Origin of the sequence: Brevibacterium sp. CT2-23B, from assembly GCF_013168765.1 — a bacterium.
Lineage (GTDB): Bacteria > Actinomycetota > Actinomycetes > Actinomycetales > Brevibacteriaceae > Brevibacterium > Brevibacterium sediminis.
On sequence record NZ_JABBYK010000007.1, the window covers coordinates 118,751 to 140,453 of the forward strand.

Annotated in this window: 16 protein-coding genes; 4 read left to right on the forward strand and 12 right to left on the reverse strand. The window is 62.8% G+C overall.

Annotated elements, in window-relative coordinates; all coding sequences use genetic code 11:
* From HIM68_RS17255 to xsc, 4 genes are all read right to left on the reverse strand, one after another.
* On the reverse strand, nt 1-1,644 hold the full coding sequence (locus tag HIM68_RS17255; protein ID WP_172174569.1) for an ABC transporter substrate-binding protein: 1,644 nt from the start codon (nt 1,642-1,644) through the stop codon (nt 1-3).
* A 27-nt stretch (nt 1,645-1,671) separates the two neighbouring features.
* Nucleotides 1,672-2,616 carry a GTP-binding protein gene (locus tag HIM68_RS17260; RefSeq protein ID WP_172174573.1) on the reverse strand — a complete coding sequence of 315 codons (945 nt, stop codon included), beginning with the start codon at nt 2,614-2,616 and terminating at the stop codon, nt 1,672-1,674.
* A 4-nt stretch (nt 2,617-2,620) separates the two neighbouring features.
* Nucleotides 2,621-4,354 (reverse strand): amidohydrolase, encoded by a 1,734-nt coding sequence (locus HIM68_RS17265; RefSeq protein WP_253904031.1) that lies wholly within the window; start codon nt 4,352-4,354, stop codon nt 2,621-2,623.
* A gap of 115 nt (nt 4,355-4,469) precedes the next feature.
* Complete coding sequence (gene xsc / locus HIM68_RS17270; protein ID WP_172174576.1) at nt 4,470-6,290, reverse strand: sulfoacetaldehyde acetyltransferase; 1,821 nt, start codon at nt 6,288-6,290, stop codon at nt 4,470-4,472.
* A gap of 220 nt (nt 6,291-6,510) precedes the next feature.
* On the opposite strand from xsc, the gene HIM68_RS17275 reads away from it, so the two are divergent.
* From HIM68_RS17275 to HIM68_RS17285, 3 genes are read left to right on the forward strand one after another with little or no spacing between them, the layout of a single operon-like run.
* Nucleotides 6,511-7,335: an IclR family transcriptional regulator gene (locus tag HIM68_RS17275; protein WP_172174579.1), complete on the forward strand. Its 825-nt coding sequence runs from the start codon at nt 6,511-6,513 to the stop codon at nt 7,333-7,335.
* A gap of 32 nt (nt 7,336-7,367) precedes the next feature.
* Nucleotides 7,368-8,318: an AAA family ATPase gene (locus HIM68_RS17280; RefSeq protein WP_172174582.1), complete on the forward strand. Its 951-nt coding sequence runs from the start codon at nt 7,368-7,370 to the stop codon at nt 8,316-8,318.
* The gene (locus HIM68_RS17285; RefSeq protein WP_172174585.1) at nt 8,318-10,036 is read left to right on the forward strand and encodes a cobalt chelatase; all 1,719 of its coding nucleotides are present in this window, start codon (nt 8,318-8,320) and stop codon (nt 10,034-10,036) included. The genes HIM68_RS17280 and HIM68_RS17285 overlap by 1 nt, the downstream gene beginning before the upstream one ends.
* 145 nt (nt 10,037-10,181) lie before the next feature.
* Here the strand turns inward: HIM68_RS17285 and HIM68_RS17290 are convergent, their stop codons facing one another.
* From HIM68_RS17290 to HIM68_RS17325, 8 genes are all read right to left on the reverse strand, one after another.
* Nucleotides 10,182-11,750: an APC family permease gene (locus tag HIM68_RS17290; RefSeq protein ID WP_172174588.1), complete on the reverse strand. Its 1,569-nt coding sequence runs from the start codon at nt 11,748-11,750 to the stop codon at nt 10,182-10,184.
* Between the two features lie 15 nt (nt 11,751-11,765).
* Nucleotides 11,766-12,878, reverse strand: coding sequence for a phosphotransacetylase (locus HIM68_RS17295; protein ID WP_216657235.1), 1,113 nt, complete (start codon nt 12,876-12,878; stop codon nt 11,766-11,768).
* A gap of 10 nt (nt 12,879-12,888) precedes the next feature.
* Nucleotides 12,889-14,280: an aspartate aminotransferase family protein gene (locus HIM68_RS17300; protein WP_172174591.1), complete on the reverse strand. Its 1,392-nt coding sequence runs from the start codon at nt 14,278-14,280 to the stop codon at nt 12,889-12,891.
* A gap of 158 nt (nt 14,281-14,438) precedes the next feature.
* Nucleotides 14,439-15,947, reverse strand: coding sequence for a PLP-dependent aminotransferase family protein (locus HIM68_RS17305; protein WP_216657236.1), 1,509 nt, complete (start codon nt 15,945-15,947; stop codon nt 14,439-14,441).
* Nucleotides 15,948-15,959: 12 nt separating this feature from the next.
* The gene (locus tag HIM68_RS17310; RefSeq protein WP_172174594.1) at nt 15,960-16,853 is read right to left on the reverse strand and encodes a universal stress protein; all 894 of its coding nucleotides are present in this window, start codon (nt 16,851-16,853) and stop codon (nt 15,960-15,962) included.
* Between the two features lie 121 nt (nt 16,854-16,974).
* A complete protein-coding gene (locus HIM68_RS17315) occupies nt 16,975-17,757 on the reverse strand; it encodes an IclR family transcriptional regulator (protein WP_172174597.1) in 783 nt (260 codons plus the stop codon).
* 13 nt (nt 17,758-17,770) lie between these two features.
* Nucleotides 17,771-19,141, reverse strand: a complete 1,371-nt coding sequence (locus tag HIM68_RS17320) for an MFS transporter (RefSeq protein ID WP_172174600.1) — start codon at nt 19,139-19,141, stop codon at nt 17,771-17,773.
* Nucleotides 19,138-20,409, reverse strand: coding sequence for a hydroxyacid-oxoacid transhydrogenase (locus HIM68_RS17325; RefSeq protein ID WP_172174603.1), 1,272 nt, complete (start codon nt 20,407-20,409; stop codon nt 19,138-19,140). Before HIM68_RS17325 ends, HIM68_RS17320 begins: the two co-directional genes overlap by 4 nt.
* A 271-nt stretch (nt 20,410-20,680) precedes the next feature.
* Here HIM68_RS17325 and HIM68_RS17330 point away from each other — a divergent pair, with 271 nt between their 5' ends.
* Nucleotides 20,681-21,574 carry a patatin family protein gene (locus HIM68_RS17330; protein ID WP_253904032.1) on the forward strand — a complete coding sequence of 298 codons (894 nt, stop codon included), beginning with the start codon at nt 20,681-20,683 and terminating at the stop codon, nt 21,572-21,574.
* Nucleotides 21,575-21,703: the final 129 nt, after the last annotated feature.

The following is a 21,703-nucleotide window of genomic DNA, read 5'->3' on the forward strand; positions in this document are numbered from 1 at the left end:
TCAACCTTCTATCGAGGTGTCGAGCAGCGGCGACATGATGCCGAACGGGCCATTGGGCGGATTCATCACAGCGTTCGAATAGATGTTGCGGTATGTCTGATTCTCAAGTGGAAGCACGGGGAGCTCATCGGTGAGAATCTTCTGAACCTTCGAATAGTCGTCCTTGCGTGTCTTTTCGTCAGGTGCGGCGGCGGCCTTCTTGAATAGTCGGTCGACGTCCTTATTGCAGTACTGGGACATGTTCGCCCACAGAACACCCTTCTTGATGTTGCTGCACAGGTAAGTGCGTTCGACTCCGACCGCTGGGTCGCCCCAGTTCCAGACATTGTCGAGCGTCATGTCGTAGTCGTAGTTGGACACACGACTGCCCCAGGTCGGTTCGTCTGCGGAACTGCGGATCCGGACGATGATTCCGACCTCTTTGAGGTTGGCTTTGATGGTCTCGGCCACACTCGACGCCATCTCGGCGCTTCCGGGGAGGTAGTCGAGTTGGATGGTGAACCGTGTGCCGTCTTCGCCGATCGGGTATCCGGCGTCGTCCAGCAGGTCCGCGGCCTTGTCGAGGTCACGGTCATAGTGCGGCATCGACTCATCGAAGTAGGGGCTGCCGCTGGCGATCGGACTCGTTGCAGGCTCGAACTGTCCGCGGTGGAGTTTGTTGGTGAGATAGTCACGATCGATGGCATAGGCGATCGCCTGCCTCACCCGCTTGTCGGTGACATTCTTGCTCTTCACATTGAACCCGAGCCAGGAGATCGAGCCGATGCCCTCATACCCCTTGTCCGCGACCGTGATGTCATCGACTTTTCCCAGGCGGGAGAGAACAGATGGGGTGTTCGTGACCATCATGTCGACCTCGCCCTTCTCCGTTGCCAGGGCAAGGGTGTTCTCATCGCCGATGATCTCGAAGAGCACCTGCTTCGGCGCATCGTCATTGGGAAGGAAGAAGTTGTCGACCTTGTCGAGCACGATGCGTTTGCCTTCGATATTGCTGGCCAACCGGTAGGGGCCGGAGCCGACGACATCGTGCGAGTTCTGCGGATGGTCGGCCACCGTGTCATCGCTGCCGTAGACGTGCTTGGGGATGACGGGAAGGAACGGCGGACTCATCGCCGTCATCAGCGCGGGATGCCGTCGGGACATCTTGATCACCACGGTGTGGTCATCCGGGGTCTCGACCTTTGTGACAGGTCCGAAGAGGTTGGCACCGAACGGGTGTTCCCTCTTCACCACACCGAGAGAGAACGCCACATCCTCGGAGGTGATGGGCTGTCCATCGTGGAATTTCGCATTCTCGACCAGATGGAGGGTCATCGTCTTCCCGTCAGCTGTTTCCTTCCAGGACTTCGCGAGATACGGCTCGGGTTCGAGCTTGTCGTTGAGCCGAATCGGGCTGGCGAACAGCTGGGTACCAGGGGTGGCTGTCGCCAGCCCGGATTGGACAGCAGGATTGAGGACACGTGGTGCCGACCGGGTGCCGAAGATGAAGGTGTCATCGGTGGTGCCGACCAGCGCTGACGGTGCGGCGCAGCCGCTCGCCGCGACTGTCAGTGCTGCAGCGATCGCCACGGCTGGCGTGATCCAGCGGGCCGACGAACGCCGTCGCGGTCTGTCCGCGTCGTTCTTTCTCCGGATGAACTTCATTGTTCCCTTTCTCACGGTTGTCGGCGGCTAGCCGCCGACCTGTCCGTGAAGTGCTCGTGCCAATTCGCTCACTGGCGCGGGAGTTTCGGTATGGCTGCCGACGGCGATGAGGACGAGGTGCCCGGGTTCCGTCGAGTTAGTGCCGACCGAGGCGACCTGGTCGGTCGCGCATCTCGTTCCGTCGTATTGGATGAGGAACCGCCGTCCGGGGTGCCGTCTGTCGGGGAAGGTTCCCTTGGCGCGGACGAACGTTTCCGGAAGTCTCTGCACCAGTGCACGGAGCCCGTCCGGGTCGATCGCCGAGGATGTCGTGATCGTCCACGAGCTGTGGACCTGTGAGACTTGGTCAGAGACAGAATCCTGCTGGGGACGAGTCGGATCCTCCGCCGGGACATCCCACCGCCGAGGCGGCTCCCCGGACAGGATCTCGCTGCGGTCGACAACCTCCGCATTGATGCCCGAACGAGAGATCAGCCAGTCCGCGACCGTGTGCACCGTCTGGTCATCGACCAGGTCGGTTTTTGTCAGCAGCAGCCTGTCGGCGCCGCGCAATTGCGAAAGCACTGTTTCGCCCACCCACTTGCGATTGACGTCCCGGCGAATCGTCGTGACATCCGCGCAGACGACGGCACCGCCCCTGGAGAAGCCGGGATGATCGCCCCAGCGGGCGACGATATCGGGTTGACCCACTCCGCTGACCTCGACGTAGACCCGTGAGACTGGGGGTTCGGCACGACGCATAGCTGCAACGGCTGCGGCCATCCCGTCTGAGAGATCGCAGCAGATGCATCCGTTGGCGATCTCCATCGTCCGGCCGTCTCTGGAGCCGATGATCTCAGCATCGATGTTGACAGTTCCGAAATCATTGACGATGACGGCGATGCGCTCGCCGTCCTGACGATCGAGGATCTCGTTGAGCAGGGTGGTCTTCCCCGAACCGAGATAGCCGCCGATCACTGTCAGCTCGATCATGGGTTCACCCGACCGCCGAGAAATGTCGACCGGCCACAACGGTGCCGCGAACTGTGATCTCACGCAATTCCGCAGGCTCGCATTCGTATGGGTCCCGGTCGAGAATCGCGAAGTCCGCGAATTTGCCGGACTCCAGCGAGCCGACGAGATGGTCGAGCTTGAGCATATAGGCCGCTCCGATCGTCACCGCGTCAAGCGCGTCAGGGACGCTGATCCGTTCGTGTTCGCCGAGGATCCTGCCGCTGGGTGTGGCACGTTCGGCGGCATAGGACGCCGTCGCCAAGGGATCGAGCGGAGTGATCGGCGTATCGCAGTGGAACGAGATCGGCACTCCGATGCGCAACGCGGTGGCTGCGGCATCCATCCGTTCGGCACGATCTGGTCCGAGAATGAGATCACGATGCTGATCGCCCCAATACCAGATGTGATTGGAGAAGATGTTCGCGCACATTCCCAGAGCCTTCATCCGGCGATACTGCGCCGGTGTGGACAGCTGACTGTGTGTGACCGTGTGGCGGTGGTCCCAGCGGGGAACCTCCTGCAGCACCTGTTCCACGGTGTCGAGGTAGAGCTCGGTAGCCTCGTCGCCGTTGCAGTGGACGTGAACGAGGGCACCGGCCGCGTGATACGCGCGAAACGCAGTGTAGAACTGTTCGGGCGAGGACAGCCAGATGCCGTTGTCGTCACCGGCGATGTAGCCGGGATCCTGGAGTCGGGCGGTGAAGCCCTGGATGGATCCGTCGAGGAAGAGTTTGACCCCGCCGAGGTGGACCTTGTCGCTGCTGGTGCTCGTCAGATCGGCAAGACGAGCGGCTTCGTCGGCCGCATCACCGTTGCCGCCCATCCCACTCCCACGGTGGAACAAGGAGAGTCGAACCGGGTACGACTCATCGTCGATGATCTCGCGGTGTGCTTCGAGGTCGTCGGTGAAGAGGTACGGGTTGCCCAGGTCGGCGGCTGTCGTGACGCCGTGGTTGCAGGCGTCGGCACCGAAATTCTGTAGGGCCGATGCGCTGAATTCTCCACCCAGAACGGACGTTGCGCTCTTGACGAGAGCGATCGCGGGCGGTTCCTGCAGTTCACCTGTGGGCTCACCGGCTGAGTCTTTGACAACTCCCTCGACAGGGCAGTCCCGGTCGATGCCTTCCTGACTGAGCATCTCGGAATTGATTGTGGCGAGGTGACCGCTTTGGTGCATGACGAAGATCGGGCGGGTGTTCGAGACCTCGTCGAGGTGAGTGCGGTCGAGTCGATCACCGGGGAAAAAGATCGGGTCGAGCCCCCAGGCTCTCAGGATCTCACCGTCGGCGAGTTTCGAGTCGGCTTCCCTCAGCCTGTCCTGGACCTCTTCGATGCTCTTGCAGCCGGTCCAGACCTTGCCGTCCGGTCCCTTCCGCGTGTAGTAGCCGATGTAGGTCTGTTCCCACATTCCGCCGCTTTTCGCATGCGCGTGGGCTTCGACCATTCCGGGGAAGATCACCGAGTCCGCATAGCGATCGTCGATGCGTGAGGGACCGTAGGCCCTGAGCTCGTCCAGCGAGCCGATGGCGCGGATGCGGGAGCCGCGGACCATGATCGCTTCGGCACTGGGCCGCGCCGGGTCCAGAGTTCTCACGAGTTTTGCGGGGTAGATGACTTGCTCGGAGAATTCCATCTCTGGGAGCCAGCTTTCTGCGGTCTCGGCAACGTCGTCGAACCGCGGATCGGAAGTATTGAGGTGGTGCAGTGGTGTCGGCAATGACGCCAGCGCTACAGTATTGCGTCGACGTCACCAGGGACGATGGTGTTCGGGCACCGAGACGAGGTCGGCACCCGAACACCACCAGGCGAGAAGAGCCCGGAGGGTCATCGACTCACACGAAGTCCTTGTACTTGTCCAGGGTCCGCACCGGCTTGCGCAGTGCGTCGCGACGGAACGGATCGCCGAGCTCCTTTGTGCACATGACCTCGATGACCGTGGTCTTGCCTTCGTTCATCTGCGCCTCGACGGCTCTCTGCAGAGCAGGGCCGACCTCGTCGAGCTGGTCGACGACGATGCCGTCTGCGCCCATCGACTCGGCCATCGCTGCGAAGCTCTCACCGTTGTCGAGCTCGCCGGCGATGAAGCGGTGTCCGTAGAACTCGACCTGGTTCTTCTTCTCCGCACCCCACTGACGGTTGCGGAAGACGACGGCAGTGACCGGAATGTCGTGGCGGACGGCAGTGAGGACCTCGACCATGCTCATCGCCCAGGCGCCGTCGCCGGCATAGGCGATGGCCGGGCGATCAGGGGCTGCGCGCTTGGCGCCGATGATCGTCGGAAGCGCATAGCCGCAGTTGCCGAAGCTCATCGGAGCGAAGAAGCTGCGGGGACGTTCGAAGCGCAGGTAGCTGTGCGCGACGGAGTTGATGTTGCCGATGTCGGTGGAGACCATGACGTCGGCCGGCATCGCCTTCTCGAGCTCCCGCAGCACCTGACGTGGGTGCAGCCAGTTGCCGTCCTCCTTCTCGGCCTCTTCGATGGCGTCGAGGGAGAACTCGTCCTTCTCATGGGTCCACGAATCCAGCTCGGCCTCCCACGCCTCCTTCTCAGCGCGGATGAGCTCTGCTCGCTGGTCCTTCGTGGCATCACAGGCGACCTTGCGATCGTTGAGGCGGGCGAGGAGATCCTCGGCGACGGCCTTGGCATCGCCGCAGATGCCGACGTCGATCTTCTTGACCAGCCCGAGCATCTTCTGGTCGGCATCGACCTGGATGATCTTTGCGTTGGTGGGCCAGTAGTCGAATTCGTACTGCGGCAGCGTGCCGAAGGGGCCGAGGCGAGTTCCGAGTGCCAACACCACATCGGCCTGGTTGATCAGGGTCATTCCAGCTTTCGAACCCTGGTAGCCGAGGGGGCCTGCCCACAGCGGGTGGCTGGCGGGGAAGGAGTCGTTGTGCTGGTAGCTGTTGACCACCGGCGAACCGAGGCGCTCGGCCAGCGTGATGCACTCATCGACGCCATCGGCCATGACGACTCCGCCGCCGGAGACGATGACTGGGTTCTTCGCCGCGGCGAGCAGCGCGGCGGCCTCTTCGAGGCTTTCGGCTCCACCGGGTCCGCGATCGATCTTCTGCGGCTGGGGGATCTCCGGTGCACATTCGCCGTAGAAGTAGTCACGGGGAATATTCAGCTGTGTCGGTCCCATCTCCGACTTCGCGCGATCGAAGCAGCGGGCGGTGAACTCGGCCATGCGGGTCGGGTTGCTGACATGCCCCTGGTACTTCGTGAACTCCTGGAACATCGGCAGCTGATTGGCTTCCTGGAATCCGCCGAGGCCGATCGAATTCGTGCCGGCCTCCGGGGTGACGATGACGACGGGGGAATGGGCCCAGTAGGCGGCCGCGATCGCGGTGACGCAGTTCGAGATGCCCGGACCGTTCTGCCCTGTGACAACACCGTGACGGCCCGAGGCGCGGGCGTAGCCGTCGGCCATGTGGGCAGCGCCCTGTTCGTGGACCACGGGGATGAAGTCGATGCCCGCGGGGGCGAAGATGTCCATGGCGTCCATGAACGCCGAACCCATGATGCCGAAGATGTCGGTGACGCCGTTGGCGACCATCGTTTCGACGAAGGCTTCGGACGATGTGATCTTCTGGGTCTTCACGGCTTCACTCAGTGTCGCCTTTTCGGTTCGATCGGCCAGTTCCGTCATCGTAACGTCTCCTGTTCGTCGGGGACCACAGCTCTGTGGTCTCGGTTTTCTGTTCATTTCACTTCGAAAAGCGGAACATCTGTGACATTAGGTGATCGCCTTCCTCGGTGTCAACGAAGTTCCGGAAAAGATTTCATTTGGTACGATAAAACGGAACTCGGCAATTCTGGCCGATGGCAACAACGTCGAGTCCGGTGAGGACGAGGTGGAGAGGACGAGCATGGACGATCTGACGGAACCGGCGGGGGATGAACAGGTCTCTCTCGCGGGCGAGACACCGGCACTGCGGCTGGTGTCGCTGTTGGAGTTCATCTCCACCCGCGACCAGATCTTCACTCTGCAGTCCCTCGTCGTTCAGACCGGGCTGCCCAAGCCCACATTGCACCGGATGCTCCAGCAGTTGGAGGGTGCCGACCTGCTCACCCGCCACAGCGACGGACGCCATTACGGCACGGGAGCGCGCCTGCGCCGTATGGCCGAAGATGTGCTGCTCAACGACTCCAGGCAGGGAGCGCGGCGGATGATCCTGTCCCAACTGTCCGAAGAGATCGGGGAGAGCTGCAACCTCACCGCGGTCTCGGGCAATGACGTCATATATCTCGACCGCGTGGAGACGGCGCACCCGCTGAGAGTGCATCTCGAAGCGGGCAGCCGTGTGCCGATCCACGCCTCCGCGAGTGGGAAAATGATCACCTCACAGTATGGAGACACTCCCCGCCGCCGTCTGCTCACCAGTACCGAGCTGAGAGCCTTCACCCCGAACACGGTCACGGACCCTGAACAGCTGGAGGCGGAACTGCGATCTGTCCGCGAGTGCGGCTATGCCCTCGACCGGCAGGAGTACCTTGAAGGGCTCGTCTGCTTGGCGGTGCTCATCCCCACCGACGTCGGTCGATCGAACCTGGCATTGGCCATTCAGGCACCGGTGCTGCGGAAATCGATCGACGACCTCATCGAGCTGCTTCCGGTGGTGCGCGCCGCTGCCCAGCGCATGGCGGTGCTCGACGAGATCGACCGCTCGGATCCCACTGCTTCGACTGCCTGACCACATCGACCGACTGCGAGAGGACTGTCCATATGAGCACTCCATCAGGGATCCGGGAGCTTTTCGGAATCGATGCCGATACGCCGGTTCCGAGGCTTGAAGGCAACAGCGACCTGGTTCCGACCATTGACGAGAACTACCGTTTCGATCCGCAGGTGACGCGAGCGATACTCGCGGGGTTCTCCCACGGTTCACGTGTGCTCGTCCAGGGACTGCACGGGACGGGGAAATCCACGCATATCGAGCAGATCGCGGCACGCCTGAACTGGCCGCTGATGCGCGTCAATCTGGACGGACAGATCTCTCGCAGCGATCTCGTCGGCAAGGACCAGGTCGTCATCGAGGACGGCCAGCCTCGCACGGCATTCGAAGAGGGAGTGATCCCGTATGCCTTGACCAGACCGATGGCGTTGGTCTTCGACGAATACGATGCCGGCCGTCCGGAGGTCATGTTCATCATCCAACGCCTGCTCGAACGCGACGGTCTGTTCACCCTGACCGAACAGAATCGGGTGATCCGTCCGCACCCGCACTTCCGACTCTTCGCCACGGCGAACACCGTGGGACTGGGCAATGTCAACGGTCTCTACCATGGAGTCCATCGTCTCAATCAGGCGCAGCTCGATCGTTGGAATATCATCGCCTCACTCAACTACCTCGACCCATCCGAAGAACGACTCGTCGTCACCGGTCAGGTCCCAGAGGTCGCCGCAGCCATGGGGGAGGAGACCGTTGCAAAGATGATCGACGTCGCTCAGCTGACGCGCACGGGTTTCGCCGCCGGCGACGTATCAGCGCTCATGTCACCGCGCACGGTGATCTCCTGGGCTCAGAACTCGGTGATCTTCGGGGATGTCGAGCTGGCCTTCAAGTTCTCATTTCTCAACCGCTGCGACGTGACCGAACATCCTGTCGTCGCAGAGTACTATCAACGCTGCTTCGGCGGTGAACTCAGCGTCGATGACGCGGCGACGGCCAGCTGATGGCTGTACACAGAGCACGGCCCGGCATCAGTCGATCGGATCGTGAGATCCACGCCCGGGAACGACGCCTGGCTTCGGTGTTCAGGGCGCTCAGCGGCGATCCGACGGTCGACCTGTGGGCTCACCGACCCGCCGATGGAGACGGGCTGCTGCCCATGAATGCACCCCATCTCTACCCCGATCCCGGAACGTCGAGCCTCAATTCTCTGCGCGGTGCCACAGATGCCATGGCCATGCGCCGGAAGTGGAGCGATCCTCATCTGCACAGGCAGATGCTGCCGGAATCACAGGAAGAGCGCCTCATCGTGGAAATCCTCGAACAGCAGCGGTGTGAATCCTTGGCTGGACAGGCCGGCGTCCGGGCCAATCTATCCGCTCGACAGGCACACTGGCGCAGTGAATACCTTCGCAGCCGTCTGCACGAGACTCGCCTGGGCATGCTGTTGTTCACGGTCGTCCTCGTCACCCACTCCGTGATCACCAGGGAGGCCATCAGCCCCGCGGACTCCGACCTCATCGAAGAATCCCGGTTCGAGCTCGCACCCGAATTGGGTCCCTTCCTCATCCAGCTGCGCAACGCGCGACACAGCCAACGCGTATTCACCGAGGTGGCGCTCGAGCTCGCGCGCACGCTCGCTGACCGCATTGCGGACATCGAAGGCGAAGAAGGTCGAGGTTCGGGAGCGCGGCGCCGTCGATTCAGCCCGAGCCTGCCTCTGGTATTCGACATATCCGAGGACCTGTTCGCCCCCGCGGAGCAGGCAGACAGCAGCGGACTCCGGCGCTCCCGTGGCTATCAGGTATGGACGAAGCGGTTCGACCGGGTTTCGACGATCGCCGAGGACGTCAGGGATGCGAGCCTGCGCAGCGGTCGTGCCGCGATCGCCGCGGAGACGGCACGACTGCAGGTGCCTTTGGCCCCCTTGGTCACCCGGCTCCAGGCCGTGGTGGAAGCAGCGAAGGAGGCGCACGAGCTCGTCGATTCCGAGAATGGTGTCCTCGATTCCGCCCGCCTGACGCGGTTGGTCACCTCTCCTGGCGATCCGCGCGTCTTCCGCGGACGGTCGCACCGTGCCGAGACCGACTGTGCCGTGACCTTTCTGCTCGACCTCTCGGGGTCGATGAAGACTCATGCGCTCGGGCTCGGTGCCCTCCTCGACGTGCTCGGCACCGCCCTCGACCGTGTAGATGTGACCGTCGAGATCCTCGGTTTCACCACGAACTCCTGGAACGGCGGACGCGTCCGCGCCGATTGGGCGAAGTCCGGGGCGCCGGACCGGCCGGGTCGTCTCAACGAAATCCATCACCTCGTGATCAAGTCTGGAGAATCCTCGTGGCGGCGGACGCGCAACAACCTCGGCGGTCTGCTCAAGACCTCTCTGTACAGAGAGGGCATCGATGCTGAGGCCCTGCGCTGGGCGGTCGGCCGGCTGTGCCGCCAGCAGGCGGCGAAATCAGCCATGGTCGTCATCAGCGATGGTCTCCCGGCTGATTCTGCGACAGCCGCAGCCAACGATGAGGACTACCTGGCCCAAGATCTCGAGACCACGGTGGCCGACCTGCGTCGCTCCGGCGATATCGGTGTCCTCGGAGTGGGCATCGGCACAGACCCGGGGCTCCTCTATCCCGCCAGCGTCGAACTCGACGCCGAGTCCCTGGGCGGCCGGGAGTCTGTGCGGGCGGTCGTCGACGGACTTCTCACCGTTCTCCAACGCTGAACGACGATGCCGGCACGGCCGTCGCGAACGATCCTGCTCGTCTGCCCGCGCACCTCGGCGAACGGTCAGATGACGGCGGTCGGCCCGCTGCCGTGAATCCTGGCAGCGGGCCGACCACTATGCTGTTGCGGGGCACGGACGATACTCAGCCCACCTTGGTCAGGCGTCCCTCGCGGCGCAGCTGAGCGCTTTCGCTGAACCGAGTGACGGCGGGACGCTCGTCGCCGAGGACGAGACGATCGACCTGCAGGTCGGTGAGCTTCCTGTTGTGCCGGATACGGGAGAGGAAGAACACGACACCGATGACGATCCAGACGGCCAGGGCGATGAGCGACTGCGGTCCCAGCGCACCGGGCGAGCCCGGGATGAGCAGGAGCAGCATGAAGATGATCGCAATGACCGCTCCGACACCGGACAGGACCTTCTTCGTCGTCGAGTACATTCCCGGGAGAGCCTCTGGGTCCTGAGCCTCACGAGTGGGGCGGAAGATCCGGAAGGCGCACAGGCAGGTGTAGAGGTAGGCGATGGTCACACCGATCGAGGACATGTCGACGACCCAGGTCAGAGCCGCCCTGCCGAACCAAGGGCTGATGAGACAGACGATGAGGACGGCGATGATCCCGATGTGCGGGGTCTTGTGCTTCGCATGTAGGCGGGCGAAGATCGGCGGGATCATCTGTGCGCGGCCCATGGCCATGAGCACGCGACTGGCCGAGACGTAGAAGCCGTTGAGGCCGGTGCTCACACCCATCGTGATGGCGATGGCCAGCAGCAGGAGGCCCGAACCGCCGATGACGCCGGTGATCGCTTCTGCCGTTCCCCACGCGGAACCGGAAGTTGCCAGTGCCTGCCACGGTTCGGCCATGGAGACCGAGACGATCATCGCCATGTAGAGGGCGGCAGCTGTGAGGATGGCGAGCACGATGAGGCGTAGCGCCTTGGCCGGAGAGAAGTCGAACTCCTCAGCAGCCTGGGGAACATTGTCGAAGCCGATGAATGCCCACGGGGCGATGGCGACGATGGCGATGATCGCGGCCACCGGACTGACACCATCTGGCAGTGCCGGCGACATATTCGAGAGATGGGTCGTCGGGCTCGCGATGACGGAGATGATGATCGCAGACACTGCGATGATCATGAGTACACAGGCCCAGTATTGGACCCGACCCGACAGTGCGGTGCCGCGGATATTGAGGATGGCGAAGACGACGAGCGCGGTGATCGAGACGCCGATCTCCGGCAGATAGACATCCCAGCCGGCGACGGTGTACAGGTACCCCTGCTCCATGACCGAAGGCATGATCTTGCGGAACAGCAGAGCCAATGCCGAAGCGTTGAGCGCGACGATGCAGACGTAGCCGAGTGTGAGGAACCAGCCGGCGAAGAAGGCATGGACGCGTCCGTAGCCGATGAGCGCGTAGGCCAACTCACCTCCGGATACGGGGAAGGTGCGGATGAGGAAGCCGTAGCTGACGGCGATGATGAGCATGAGGCCGGCGCCGAGGGCAAAGCCGACGAGGGTGCCTAAGGGGCCACCCATCGCCAGCCAGTCAGTGGGAAGGATGAACGCACCCCATCCGACCGCCGAGCCCAGAGCGATGGCGAAGACCCAGCGAGGCTTGAGCGTCTTGGCCATCCTCTCCGGCTGTTCACCGTGTGCTCCAGGTGGCGCGGCGGCGACGTTCTCGGTCGGATTCTCTATTGACTTCGACATGGCACCTTACTTTCGTCACTTCTCTGTGAAGGTTTGGGCAGTGGATTTCGTCCCGCGATGGTCACCGATCGCAGGAGTGAGCGCCTGCAGGCACGTGATGAGGCCGACGTTGATGATGTCGGATACGCTCGCCCCCCGGGAGAGGTCGTTGATCGGGGCCGCGAGTCCTTGGAGCAGCGGGCCGTAGGCGTGTGCTCCGCCGAGGCGTTCGGCGATCTTGTATCCGATGTTGCCGGCGGCGAGGTTCGGGAAGACGAGCACGTTCGCATGACCGGCGACAGCGGATTCTGGGCATTTCGACTTCGCCACGGATTCGACGATGGCAGCGTCGAATTGGAGCTCGCCGTCGACATCGAGGCCGGGGTGGCTGCGACGGATGTGCTCGGTCGCTGCTATGACCCGATCGATGTCGGAGTGCTGAGCCGATCCCGCTGTTGAGAACGACAGCATCGCCACGGAGGGTGCCCGGCCGGTGATCGCTGTGAACGTGTGTGCAGTGGCGACAGCGATCGCTGAGAGCTGCTGGTCATCGGGGACCGGGATGACCGCGCAATCGCCGAATCCCAGGTAACGTCCGTCGCGCAGGCACATGAGGAACGAGGAGCTGAGCAGGGGCGCATCCGGAGTGAGACCGACGACGGCCAATCCCGCCCGGATGACATCGGCGGTGGGCCGATCCGCGCCGGCGACGGCGGCTTCAGCCAATCCTTCTTTGACGGCTGCAGCGGCGAGGAAGACAGGGTCGGTCAGCCATTGCGCGGCCAGTTCAGGATGCTTCCTCTGCGCGCTGGATCGGATTCGTTCGCCGGCTGGACCGGCCGCGAGGTTCGCCGGGTCTTCGACGGACCATCCGTCGGCAGCGGCGATGCCCAGTTGCTTCGCACGGTGGCGAACCTCATGGGCGTCGCCGATCAGGACGGGTTGGACGCCCGCCTCGGCGAGGGCGCCGGCAGCGCGAAGGACACGTTCGTCGTGAGACTCGGCGAGGACGATCCTCGGCCGTGGTCCCTCTCCGCACAGGTCGAGCACCCGATCGAGGAGCATCGAGTCGATCGAGACGGACTCGAGCTCGGCTTCGACGGTGGTCTCGGCCGCAGTGCGGTCGCGAGCTGCCGGCGTCTTCAACATCGGTCGATCCTCAGACCGCAGCCGACAGCGTGGAGACGCCGAGGTGCTTGTCGACAGACCCCATGACGTGGTCGACCTTGTCGAGCAGGTCATCGAGGACGGCCTGGTCAGCGACGAGAGGCGGAGAGAGGACGAGCATCGTCGCACCGCGGTTGTCGGGGCGGGTGATGAGCCCGACTTCCTTCATCGCCTTCGGGATGACCTCGGTGAGCACCTTCTTCGACGCATCGGGGGTGAGTTCGGCACCCGTGTCTCGGTCGGCCATCATCTCGATGGCGTAGAAGAACCCGGTGCCACGGTATTCCCTGATGCAGCGATAGGAGTCGGTGATCCGATCGAGGCCGTTCTGGAAGTAGGGTGCGAGGCTGCGGACGTTGCCGGGGACATTCTCCTCTTCCAGCGCGATGAGGTTGGCGGTGGCGACCGCGGTGGCCACCGGATGACCACCCCAGGTGGCCCCGTGGGTGAAAGTTCCGGCATCGGGCGAGTCGAGAAGGGCCTCTGCGAGCGGCTTGCGGATGATGACTCCGCCGAGGGGCATGTAGCCCGAGGTCGACCCCTTGGCGAAGGTGATGAGGTCGGGCACGACGTCGAATTTGATCGAACCGAACCATTCGCCCAGCCGCCCGAACCCGGTGATCACTTCGTCGGCGACGAGGAGGATTCCGTGTTCGTCGCAGATCTTCCGCAGCTCCTGCCAGTAGCCCTCCGGCGGTACGAGTGCTCCGCGCGAGTTCTGGACGGGCTCCGCGAAGAGCGCGGCGAAGGTGTCTCCGCCTTCCCGTTCGATGAGTTCTCTGATGGCCTGGATCGAGGGCAGGTCGGCGGCGGTGCCTCCGGCCGGGACCTCTTCTCCCAAAGTGTTCGGCACGTGGAAGACTCCGGGCATGAGTTCGCCGAAAGGCTCCTTGTAGGCGGGGATGCCCGTGACGGCGAGGGCGCCGAGGGTGGTGCCGTGGTAGGCCATGTCCCTGGCGATGATCTTGGTGCGCTGGGACTGTCCCTGGGAACGATGGTACTGGCGGGCGAACTTCACAGCGGACTCAACGGCCTCGGACCCCGAATTGACGAAGAACACTGTGTCGAGGTCGCCCGGGGCGTGACCGGCGATGCGGGTCGCCGCATCCACGGCTGCGGGATGGGCCGAACCCCAGTTCGTCCAGTACGCGAGCTTGCTCATCTGCTCATAGGCGGCCCGGGGAATATCCTGTCGCCCGTGGCCGATGTTCGCACAGAACAGGCCGGCCAGACCATCGAGGTACCGGTCGCCTCGTTCGTCGATGAGGTAACTTCCGTGCCCTTCGACGATGATCGGAAGATCTTCGTCATTCCACACTCTGCCGGTGGTGAAGTGGGGGAAAAGATGCTGCTGGGCACGATTTGCATAATCCGAGATCGTCACGCGAACCCTCCATTCGAACTGTCTGGGTCGGCACGTCGAGACGTCCCGACTCCGGCAACTCCGTCGTTGGAGCGCCTGACATCACTATCGCTACTATCTGGTTCCCAATGAAGACCCAGTCCGATACGACTTCTTTGGTGCCAGATGTCAGTGGCGGTTCAGCGGTCTCCGAGAACCGAGTCGAGCACCTCGGCGAGGATTCGCACGCCGGGTTCGATGGATTCGAGGTCGATGGCTGCGAAGCCGAGTCTGAAGTTGTTCCGGTGGGAGTCGGGGGAGAGGAAGAACGGATCGCCGCGTTCGATCACGACGCCTCGACGCAGGCACTCGTCAGCGAGGATGCTCGCGTCGAGATGCGCGGGCGCTTGGATCCAGACGCTGACCCCGCCGGCAGGGAAGGGAACGGACCAGGGAAGGTGGGCGTCGAGGGCGGCCGTGAGGGTTTCCCATTTCTTGCGCAGCTGGGTGCGGCGACGCGAGATCGTTCGATGGTACTGGCCGGATTCGATGAGCAGCGCCATGGCGCGTTGGGTGTGTCCGGGGACGTGGCGGATGGAATAGCGACGGTGGCGGCGCATACGCTCGATCAGCTCGGGCTCCGCAACGATGTAGCCCAGTCGCAGGCCTGGAGCGAGGAATTTGGAGAAGGAGCCCAGGTAGATCACGTGCTCGGAACCGGGCAGGGCTTTGAGGGCTGGGGTGGGTTTGCCTCGGTAGCGGAACTCCGAATCGTAGTCGTCTTCGATGATGAGGGAGTCCGTGTCACGCATGTGTGTCAGGAGCTGAGTTCGACGCGACGAATCGAGAGTGACGTTGGTGGGGCTGTGGTGGCTGGGGGTGACGTAGACGAGGTCAAGCTGGTCGGACGGTGGGATCATGCCCCGATTGTCGACTTTCAGGGGGAACAGCTGGCCGCCGACGCGGGCGAAGGCATGTTTGGCGTCGACGTATCCGGGATCTTCGACGCCGACCGTGGTGTCCGGGCCGACGAGCAGCTGTGCCAGGAGGTCGAGCCCCTGTTGGGAACCCGCTGTGATGAGGACGTTCTCGGTATCGACATGGATTCCGCGGCTCGGCAGAACGCGCTGGCACAGCAGCTTGACCAGCAGCGGATCGTCTTCGTCGATGGCGTCGCGGACAGAGTACTGAAGATGCTCGGGTTCCATGGCGGTGCGAAGGGCTTTTGCCCAGGCGAGCCGGGGGAATTCTTCCGGATCGACCTGACCTGCGACGAATGGATATGGGTAGGTCTGCCAGTTCTTCGTCTTCGTGATCTCCGGGAGGTGGATGTCGCGGACAGGTCTGATCTTCTGTTCCCAATCGATGGGGCCGGTCATGCGGCGGGTGCCGGCGCTGACGGCAGCAGCATCGGCGAGCAGTCTGCTGTTGACGAAGTGCCCGCTGCGCGGTCGGGCCTCGATGAGTCCGGTGGCGACAAGCTCCTGGATAGCGGCGTTGACGGTATTGCGTGAGAGTCCGAGTTCGTGCGACAGATCCCGCGATGACGGAAGCGGCACATCGGGGCTGTACGTGCCGGAGAGGATTTGGTGTTCGAGCGCCTTGCGGAGCTGCCGATAGAGCGGCTCTTTCGACTTCGGTGAGATTTCGATAGGGGCTCTGAGCTGCGCATGGTCGCGGTGGTGGTCCATGTCGGGATCTGGAGTCATTGCGGTGTGGGCCTACAGTGCCAATGTGTTCGAGTTTTTGTCGTATCCGACCGGGTAGCGGGGGACGACGACCATCGGGACGGGAATGCTGCGGAGCATTTTCTTGGCCGTGGCACCGAGGAACAGCGACTTCGGTTGTGCCAGCCGGCTGGAACCGATGATGACGATCTCGCTGTTGTCCCAGCTCAGCCTTTCGACCGCGGAGTCGACGGACCGCCCGTGGGCGACATCGACCATGACTTCGACCGCGTCGTCGACCTGCTGGGACGCGCTCAACAGCAGCGCTCGCGCGTGGTCGGCGGGAGACCGTCCGTCCGGTGTGTTCGGGGACGCGTCCAAGCCGATGAGTGAGATGAGTCGCAGCGGGACGTCGTGTCGGACCGATGAGCTGACGGACACGTCGAGGACTGCGTCGGCACCGACTCGTGTTCCCATCGCACAGGTGAGTCGTGTCAGTCTGCTCGGAGGGAGGTAACCCGACGGTGCGAGGGCCACCGGCACGGAGGCCGAGTGGAGCAGGGCATTGGCGACGGACCCCACCGTGAACCGGCGGAACGGGCCGCGGCTGGCTGCGCCGACGATGATGAGGTCGCAAGGCGCGGTGGACGCGATTTCGAGCAGGCCTTCAGCCATCGATTCAGCGAAGTGGACGGTGACAGTGGACCTGATCGACTTGGGAATGAGGTCGCTGACCTTGGCGAGACCCTCCAGCGCTGAGTCCTTGCGCAGCTGTTGGAACTCGCGTTCCTGAGCTGACTGAGCATGGTCGGGCTGCGGCCCGCGAATAACATGGACGAGTTCGATGGCGACACTGTGCGGGGCAACGACGGAGCGTGCCAGAGTGAGGGCCAAAGAGACGGCATCTCTGTCGCGTCTGTCCAGAGTGATTCCGACGACGTAACGCATTGAGTCTCCTTTGACCTGGTGCTCTGTAACTGAGTGGGGCGCTCTGCGGTGCCCCAAGTCGACTATAGGTGAGGCCTCTGACCGTCGACAAAGCGCAGGTCAGTCGACTGAGGAGTCTTCCTCACATGGAGAGCGGATGGTCGACGGGCAAGAACCGAGAGACCTCCTGTGCCGCTCGGACTGCATCGGCACCCAATGTGATGAGGCGGGCGTCGTCCATTCGCACTGTCGGTCCCTGGATGACGATGGCGGCCTGCGCTTGGCCAGTCGCATCGAGGACCGGCGCTCCGACACAGCGAACTCCGTCCACGTTCTCCTGATCGTCGATGCTGAATCCTCGTTCGCGTGTGGCACGCACGGCGGACCGGGCATCGTCGCGAGTGCCCAGAGTGTTCGCTGTGACCGGTTCGAGCCGATCGGGAAGTGAGTCGAAGTACTCGTCTGCATTGTCCGAGAATGCCAGGATCACTTTGCCCGAGGCCGTGGCGTACAGAGGGAATCGTGCACCGACGCGTTGCACGAAGCGCAGGGGGAGGGTGGACTGGACGCGGGTCATGACGACCGATTCACCGCCATCGCGGATGGCGAGATTGACTGATTCTTCGGTCATCTCGTTGAGCCGTTCCAAGAACGGGATCATCTTATCGATACCGAAGCTCCGTTGCGCCGCCTGGCCGAGGAGCACCGCGCCGCTGCCCAGGTAATACGCGTCGTTCCACGGGTTCTGGGCGATGAGGCCCTCAGCAAGAAGCGCCTTCGCAATGCGGTAGACCGTTCCGGAGGACAGCCCCAACTCCTCAGCGATGGAGGAGAGGGGCAGATCCGCCTCGGTGCCGGCCAGAAGCTTGAGGATGTTCAGCGCACGACCGACGGCCTGAGTGCCTGCTGGATGCCCATTCGCCATGGTGGTGAGCTTATCAGGGGCCGACAGGCGCCTTGTGAGACCGCTCACGGTGCTTGTCGTCTTCCGTGTCTTCGGTGAACATGTCTGTGCGTCGGATCAGCAGAGCTGACACCCCGCTGATCACCGTAACGGCGAGGACATAGGCCACGATCGACCCGATATGTCCGTCACTCTCCCGGAGAAGATAGGAGAGGACGAGCGGCGTCATCCCGGAGGCGACGATTCCAGAGATCTGGTAGACGACCGAGATTCCGCTGTATCGGGTCCACGTGGGGAACAGCTCGGCGAAGAGCGAGGCTTCCGGGGCATAGACGACCGGGTAGACGACACCGAGTACGAGGCCGATGCTGATGAAGATCAGCAGCGGATTTCCGGTGCCAATGAGCAGCAGCGTCGGGTAGGTGAGGATGCCCAGCGCGACGACGCCGAGAGCGTACATGCGCCGTCGGTCGAAGTGATCGGACAGCCGACCCATGAGCGGGATGACTCCGACCATGATGATCGCGCCGACCATGACCGCGGTCAGGATCGTTCCCTGGCTGACGTCCAGGCTCGACGTGGCATAGGTGATGATGAATACGGCCCAGAGGTTGAACGCGACGCCTTCGGCCCAGCGCGCGCCCATTCCCAGAATGATGTTGCGTCGACTCTGCCTGTCCTTGGCCAGTTCCACGGCGGGGATGACTGCGCGAGCTTCTGCCTTCTCGAGCTTGGCGAAGGCCGGTGTCTCCATCACCTTCAGCCTGATGAAGAGGCCGACGCCGACGAGCACAGCACTGAACATGAAGGCGACTCGCCAACCCCAGCTGAGGAATGAAGCATCGGACATCACCCTGCCGAGGAACGCGAAGACACCTGTGCCGAGGACCAAACCGACCGCGAGGCCGATCTGAGGGAAGCTGCCATAGAGGCCGCGTTTGCCTTTTGATGCGTACTCGACCGCCATCAGCACGGCTCCGCCCCATTCGCCGCCGACGGCGACACCTTGAGCGATGCGGCAGATGACGAGGAGGAGGGGAGCCGCGAATCCGATCATCGCGTGGGTGGGGATGACGCCGATGAGGAATGTGGCGATACCCATGATCATCATGGTGGTGACCAGAGTCTTCTTCCGTCCGACCCGATCACCGATATGGCCGAAGACCAGTCCGCCGACGGGTCGCGCGACGAATCCGACGGCGAAACTGGCGAAGGCGAGAATGGTGCCGATGAGGGGGTCGTCACTGGGGAAGTAGAGCTTGTTGAACACAAGCCCGGCGGCCATTCCGTAGAGGAAGAAGTCGTACCATTCGACTGTGGTCCCGACGATGCAGGACATCATGACGACGCGGATGTCCTTCTTCGTAAAAGAGCTGACGTCGGTTGGCTGAGGGTTCGAGTTCATAATGACTCCCGGAAGATTCCTGTCAGTGCCTCGCGTGTGACCGGACGGGGCACGACGGCCATCTGTCGCGTCTGTTTGAGGGTCCCATCGACGAGTTCGTCGATGTTGTCTTCGGTGTAGCCGAAGCTGCGCAGTCCCTTCGGCATATCGATGTCGTGCATCAGCTCCGTGAGCACATGGGCCAGCGCCTCGGCGCCGTCGGTGCGGGTGAATGTCTGACCGCTCAGCAGCTCTGCGGCGCGGAGGTGGCGGTCGGGGTCGGCCGGGTAGGTCCAGCGGAAGACTGCGGGAGCGGTTGAGGAGACGGCTTGGCCGTGTGGGACCATGACCATCTCCGGATAGCCTTCGGCCTGGTAGTTCTCAACCGCGCCGGCGATCGGGTAGGCGTTTGCGTGGGGGAGGTGGGTGCCGGCGTTGCCGAACCCGGTTCCGGCAGATGCCGAAGCCAGGGCCATCTGGCTTCTCGCATCGATATCGCGGCCATTCATCACGGCTTTGCGCAGGTTGCGGCCCACCAGCTTAAGTGCCTGTTCGCACCAGATGTCGCTGATGGGGTTGGACCCGCAGAAGGCCGGGCGTTTCGTCGGATCGTCGGGGGCCGGCTTCGCATCGAAGGCAACGCTGGTGTAGCTTTCGAGCGCATGTGAGAGGACGTCCATTCCGCTCGCCGCAGTGACCTGGGAGGGGAGGGACACGGTGGTCAGCGGATCGACGATCGCCATGGACGGGCGAAGTCGGGCGTGACTGATCGCGGCTTTGAGGTGCATGTCCAGAAAGTCGATGACGCAGATCGTCGTTGATTCGGAGCCGGTGCCTGCAGTGGTCGGCACGGCGATGAGGGGCTTCAGCGGCAGCCAGGGAGCGGTGCCTTCGCCGATAGGCGGCGTCACGTAGTCGAGGAGTTCGCCAGGGTGGGTTGTGAGCAGATTGACGGCTTTCGCTGTGTCGATCACGGATCCGCCGCCGATGGCGACATAGCAGTCCCAGTCCTTCTGTCGCGCCCACTGCACGGCATAGTCGATGCTTTCGTTGGTCGGTTCGATTCCCACTTCGTCGAAGATGTCGGTCGAGATGTCTTCGTTCTGGAGTTCGTGGAGAACGTCATCGGGTATGCCTGTGGCGCGCACGTTAGTGTCCGTGATGATGAGGCACGACTGCGCGCCGAATGCCTTGATGTCTGAGTAGAGCTCGCTGAGGGATCCGTTTCCGAATTTCAATGGCGGTGCGGCCCAGGTGAATACGGATTCATTCTGCAGATATGTGCCCATGCTGATGCTCCTTTGCATTCATATGTGGGAAGGCTCCCCACATTGTGATTCGACCCTAAAAGCTGAGAGCGCAAATGTGAAGCACTTCACAAAAGTTTTTGCTTGTGCGCCGTTTGCATTAAGGAGAGTGATGGTTGACGGTAGCTCTCTGACCAGGAGGCATATCGGTAGTTGGGGCGAGGGACAACGTGGCGAAATGCATATTAGACCGAAGTGGCCCGCCGTAAAGGCAAAAGAATGCGATTGCATGATCACCGTTAAGATGACGGGCATGACGGAACCTTCGACCACGACGCGAATCAGCGATACCGCACTCATCTTCGAAGGCGGTGGGATGCGAGCTTCACTCACCAGCGCCATGGCGGTCGTCCTGCTCAACGAGGGTTTGTCGTTTGACTGGGTCGCTGGCATCAGTGCCGGAGCGTCCACTGCAGGGAACTACCTGTCCGGTGACAAGTGGCGAGTGCGTCGATCGTTCGTCGAGTTCGCCAAAGAAGAAGAGTTCGGCGGGTGGCGGTACTTCGCTCGCGGCAAAGGCATGTTCCACGGCGAGTACATCTACCAGCGAGCAGGTGCACCCGACGAGGCATTGCCGTTCGATTGGGACAGCTTTGAGGCAAGCACCGGCGATATGCGGATCATCGCCTTCGACGCCGAGACCGGCGAAGAGGCAGTTTGGTCGAAGAAGGACACCCCGAATATCGACGAGTTGATGATCCGCGTGCAGGCTTCATCGACAATGCCGATTGTCATGCCACCGGTGCACCTCGACGGACACGTCTATGTCGACGGTGCGATGGGGGAGGACGGCGGCATCGCCCTGAGCCAAGCGCAGCGCGAGGGCTTCGAGAAGTTCGTCATCGTGCTCACGCAGGAGCGTGGGTACAAGAAGGTGCCGCAGCGATTCCCTGCGGTCTACAGAGGCATCTTCCGAAAGTATCCGGCCCTGGCTGATGCGCTGCTGACACGGTGGAAGCGCTATAACGAGACCCGTGAACGCATCTTTGAGTTGGAAGCGGAGGGCAAGGCCCACGTCTTCGTCCCCGACCGCATGCCAGTCGACAACAGCACCCGCGAACTCTCTCGGCTCGCAGCCGCTCACCGGATGGGGTTGTCGCAGGCCCGGCGTGAACTGTCTACGATCCGAGAGTTCGTTGGAGCATAGCCGAGGAAACCTAATACGCCGGTGTGCGTTCATCCCAGCGCGTGTGATCGTGGCGATCAATCCTAGCGGTATGAGCTTCAAAGTCAGCGACCAGAATTCCTCGATAACGGAAGGTGTCGGAAAGATTGA

What these genes read in the sequence shown, in the direction of transcription:
- HIM68_RS17255 (WP_172174569.1), bottom strand. Translation starts at nt 1,644, where the DNA reads ATGAAGTTCATCCGGAGAAAGAACGACGCGGACAGACCGCGACGGCGT.
- HIM68_RS17260 (WP_172174573.1), bottom strand. Translation starts at nt 2,616, where the DNA reads ATGATCGAGCTGACAGTGATCGGCGGCTATCTCGGTTCGGGGAAGACC.
- xsc (WP_172174576.1), bottom strand. Translation starts at nt 6,290, where the DNA reads ATGACGGAACTGGCCGATCGAACCGAAAAGGCGACACTGAGTGAAGCC.
- HIM68_RS17275 (WP_172174579.1), top strand. Translation starts at nt 6,511, where the DNA reads ATGGACGATCTGACGGAACCGGCGGGGGATGAACAGGTCTCTCTCGCG.
- HIM68_RS17280 (WP_172174582.1), top strand. Translation starts at nt 7,368, where the DNA reads ATGAGCACTCCATCAGGGATCCGGGAGCTTTTCGGAATCGATGCCGAT.
- HIM68_RS17285 (WP_172174585.1), top strand. Translation starts at nt 8,318, where the DNA reads ATGGCTGTACACAGAGCACGGCCCGGCATCAGTCGATCGGATCGTGAG.
- HIM68_RS17290 (WP_172174588.1), bottom strand. Translation starts at nt 11,750, where the DNA reads ATGTCGAAGTCAATAGAGAATCCGACCGAGAACGTCGCCGCCGCGCCA.
- HIM68_RS17295 (WP_216657235.1), bottom strand. Translation starts at nt 12,878, where the DNA reads ATGTTGAAGACGCCGGCAGCTCGCGACCGCACTGCGGCCGAGACCACC.
- HIM68_RS17305 (WP_216657236.1), bottom strand. Translation starts at nt 15,947, where the DNA reads ATGACTCCAGATCCCGACATGGACCACCACCGCGACCATGCGCAGCTC.
- HIM68_RS17310 (WP_172174594.1), bottom strand. Translation starts at nt 16,853, where the DNA reads ATGCGTTACGTCGTCGGAATCACTCTGGACAGACGCGACAGAGATGCC.
- HIM68_RS17315 (WP_172174597.1), bottom strand. Translation starts at nt 17,757, where the DNA reads ATGGCGAATGGGCATCCAGCAGGCACTCAGGCCGTCGGTCGTGCGCTG.
- HIM68_RS17320 (WP_172174600.1), bottom strand. Translation starts at nt 19,141, where the DNA reads ATGAACTCGAACCCTCAGCCAACCGACGTCAGCTCTTTTACGAAGAAG.
- HIM68_RS17325 (WP_172174603.1), bottom strand. Translation starts at nt 20,409, where the DNA reads ATGGGCACATATCTGCAGAATGAATCCGTATTCACCTGGGCCGCACCG.
- HIM68_RS17330 (WP_253904032.1), top strand. Translation starts at nt 20,681, where the DNA reads ATGACGGAACCTTCGACCACGACGCGAATCAGCGATACCGCACTCATC.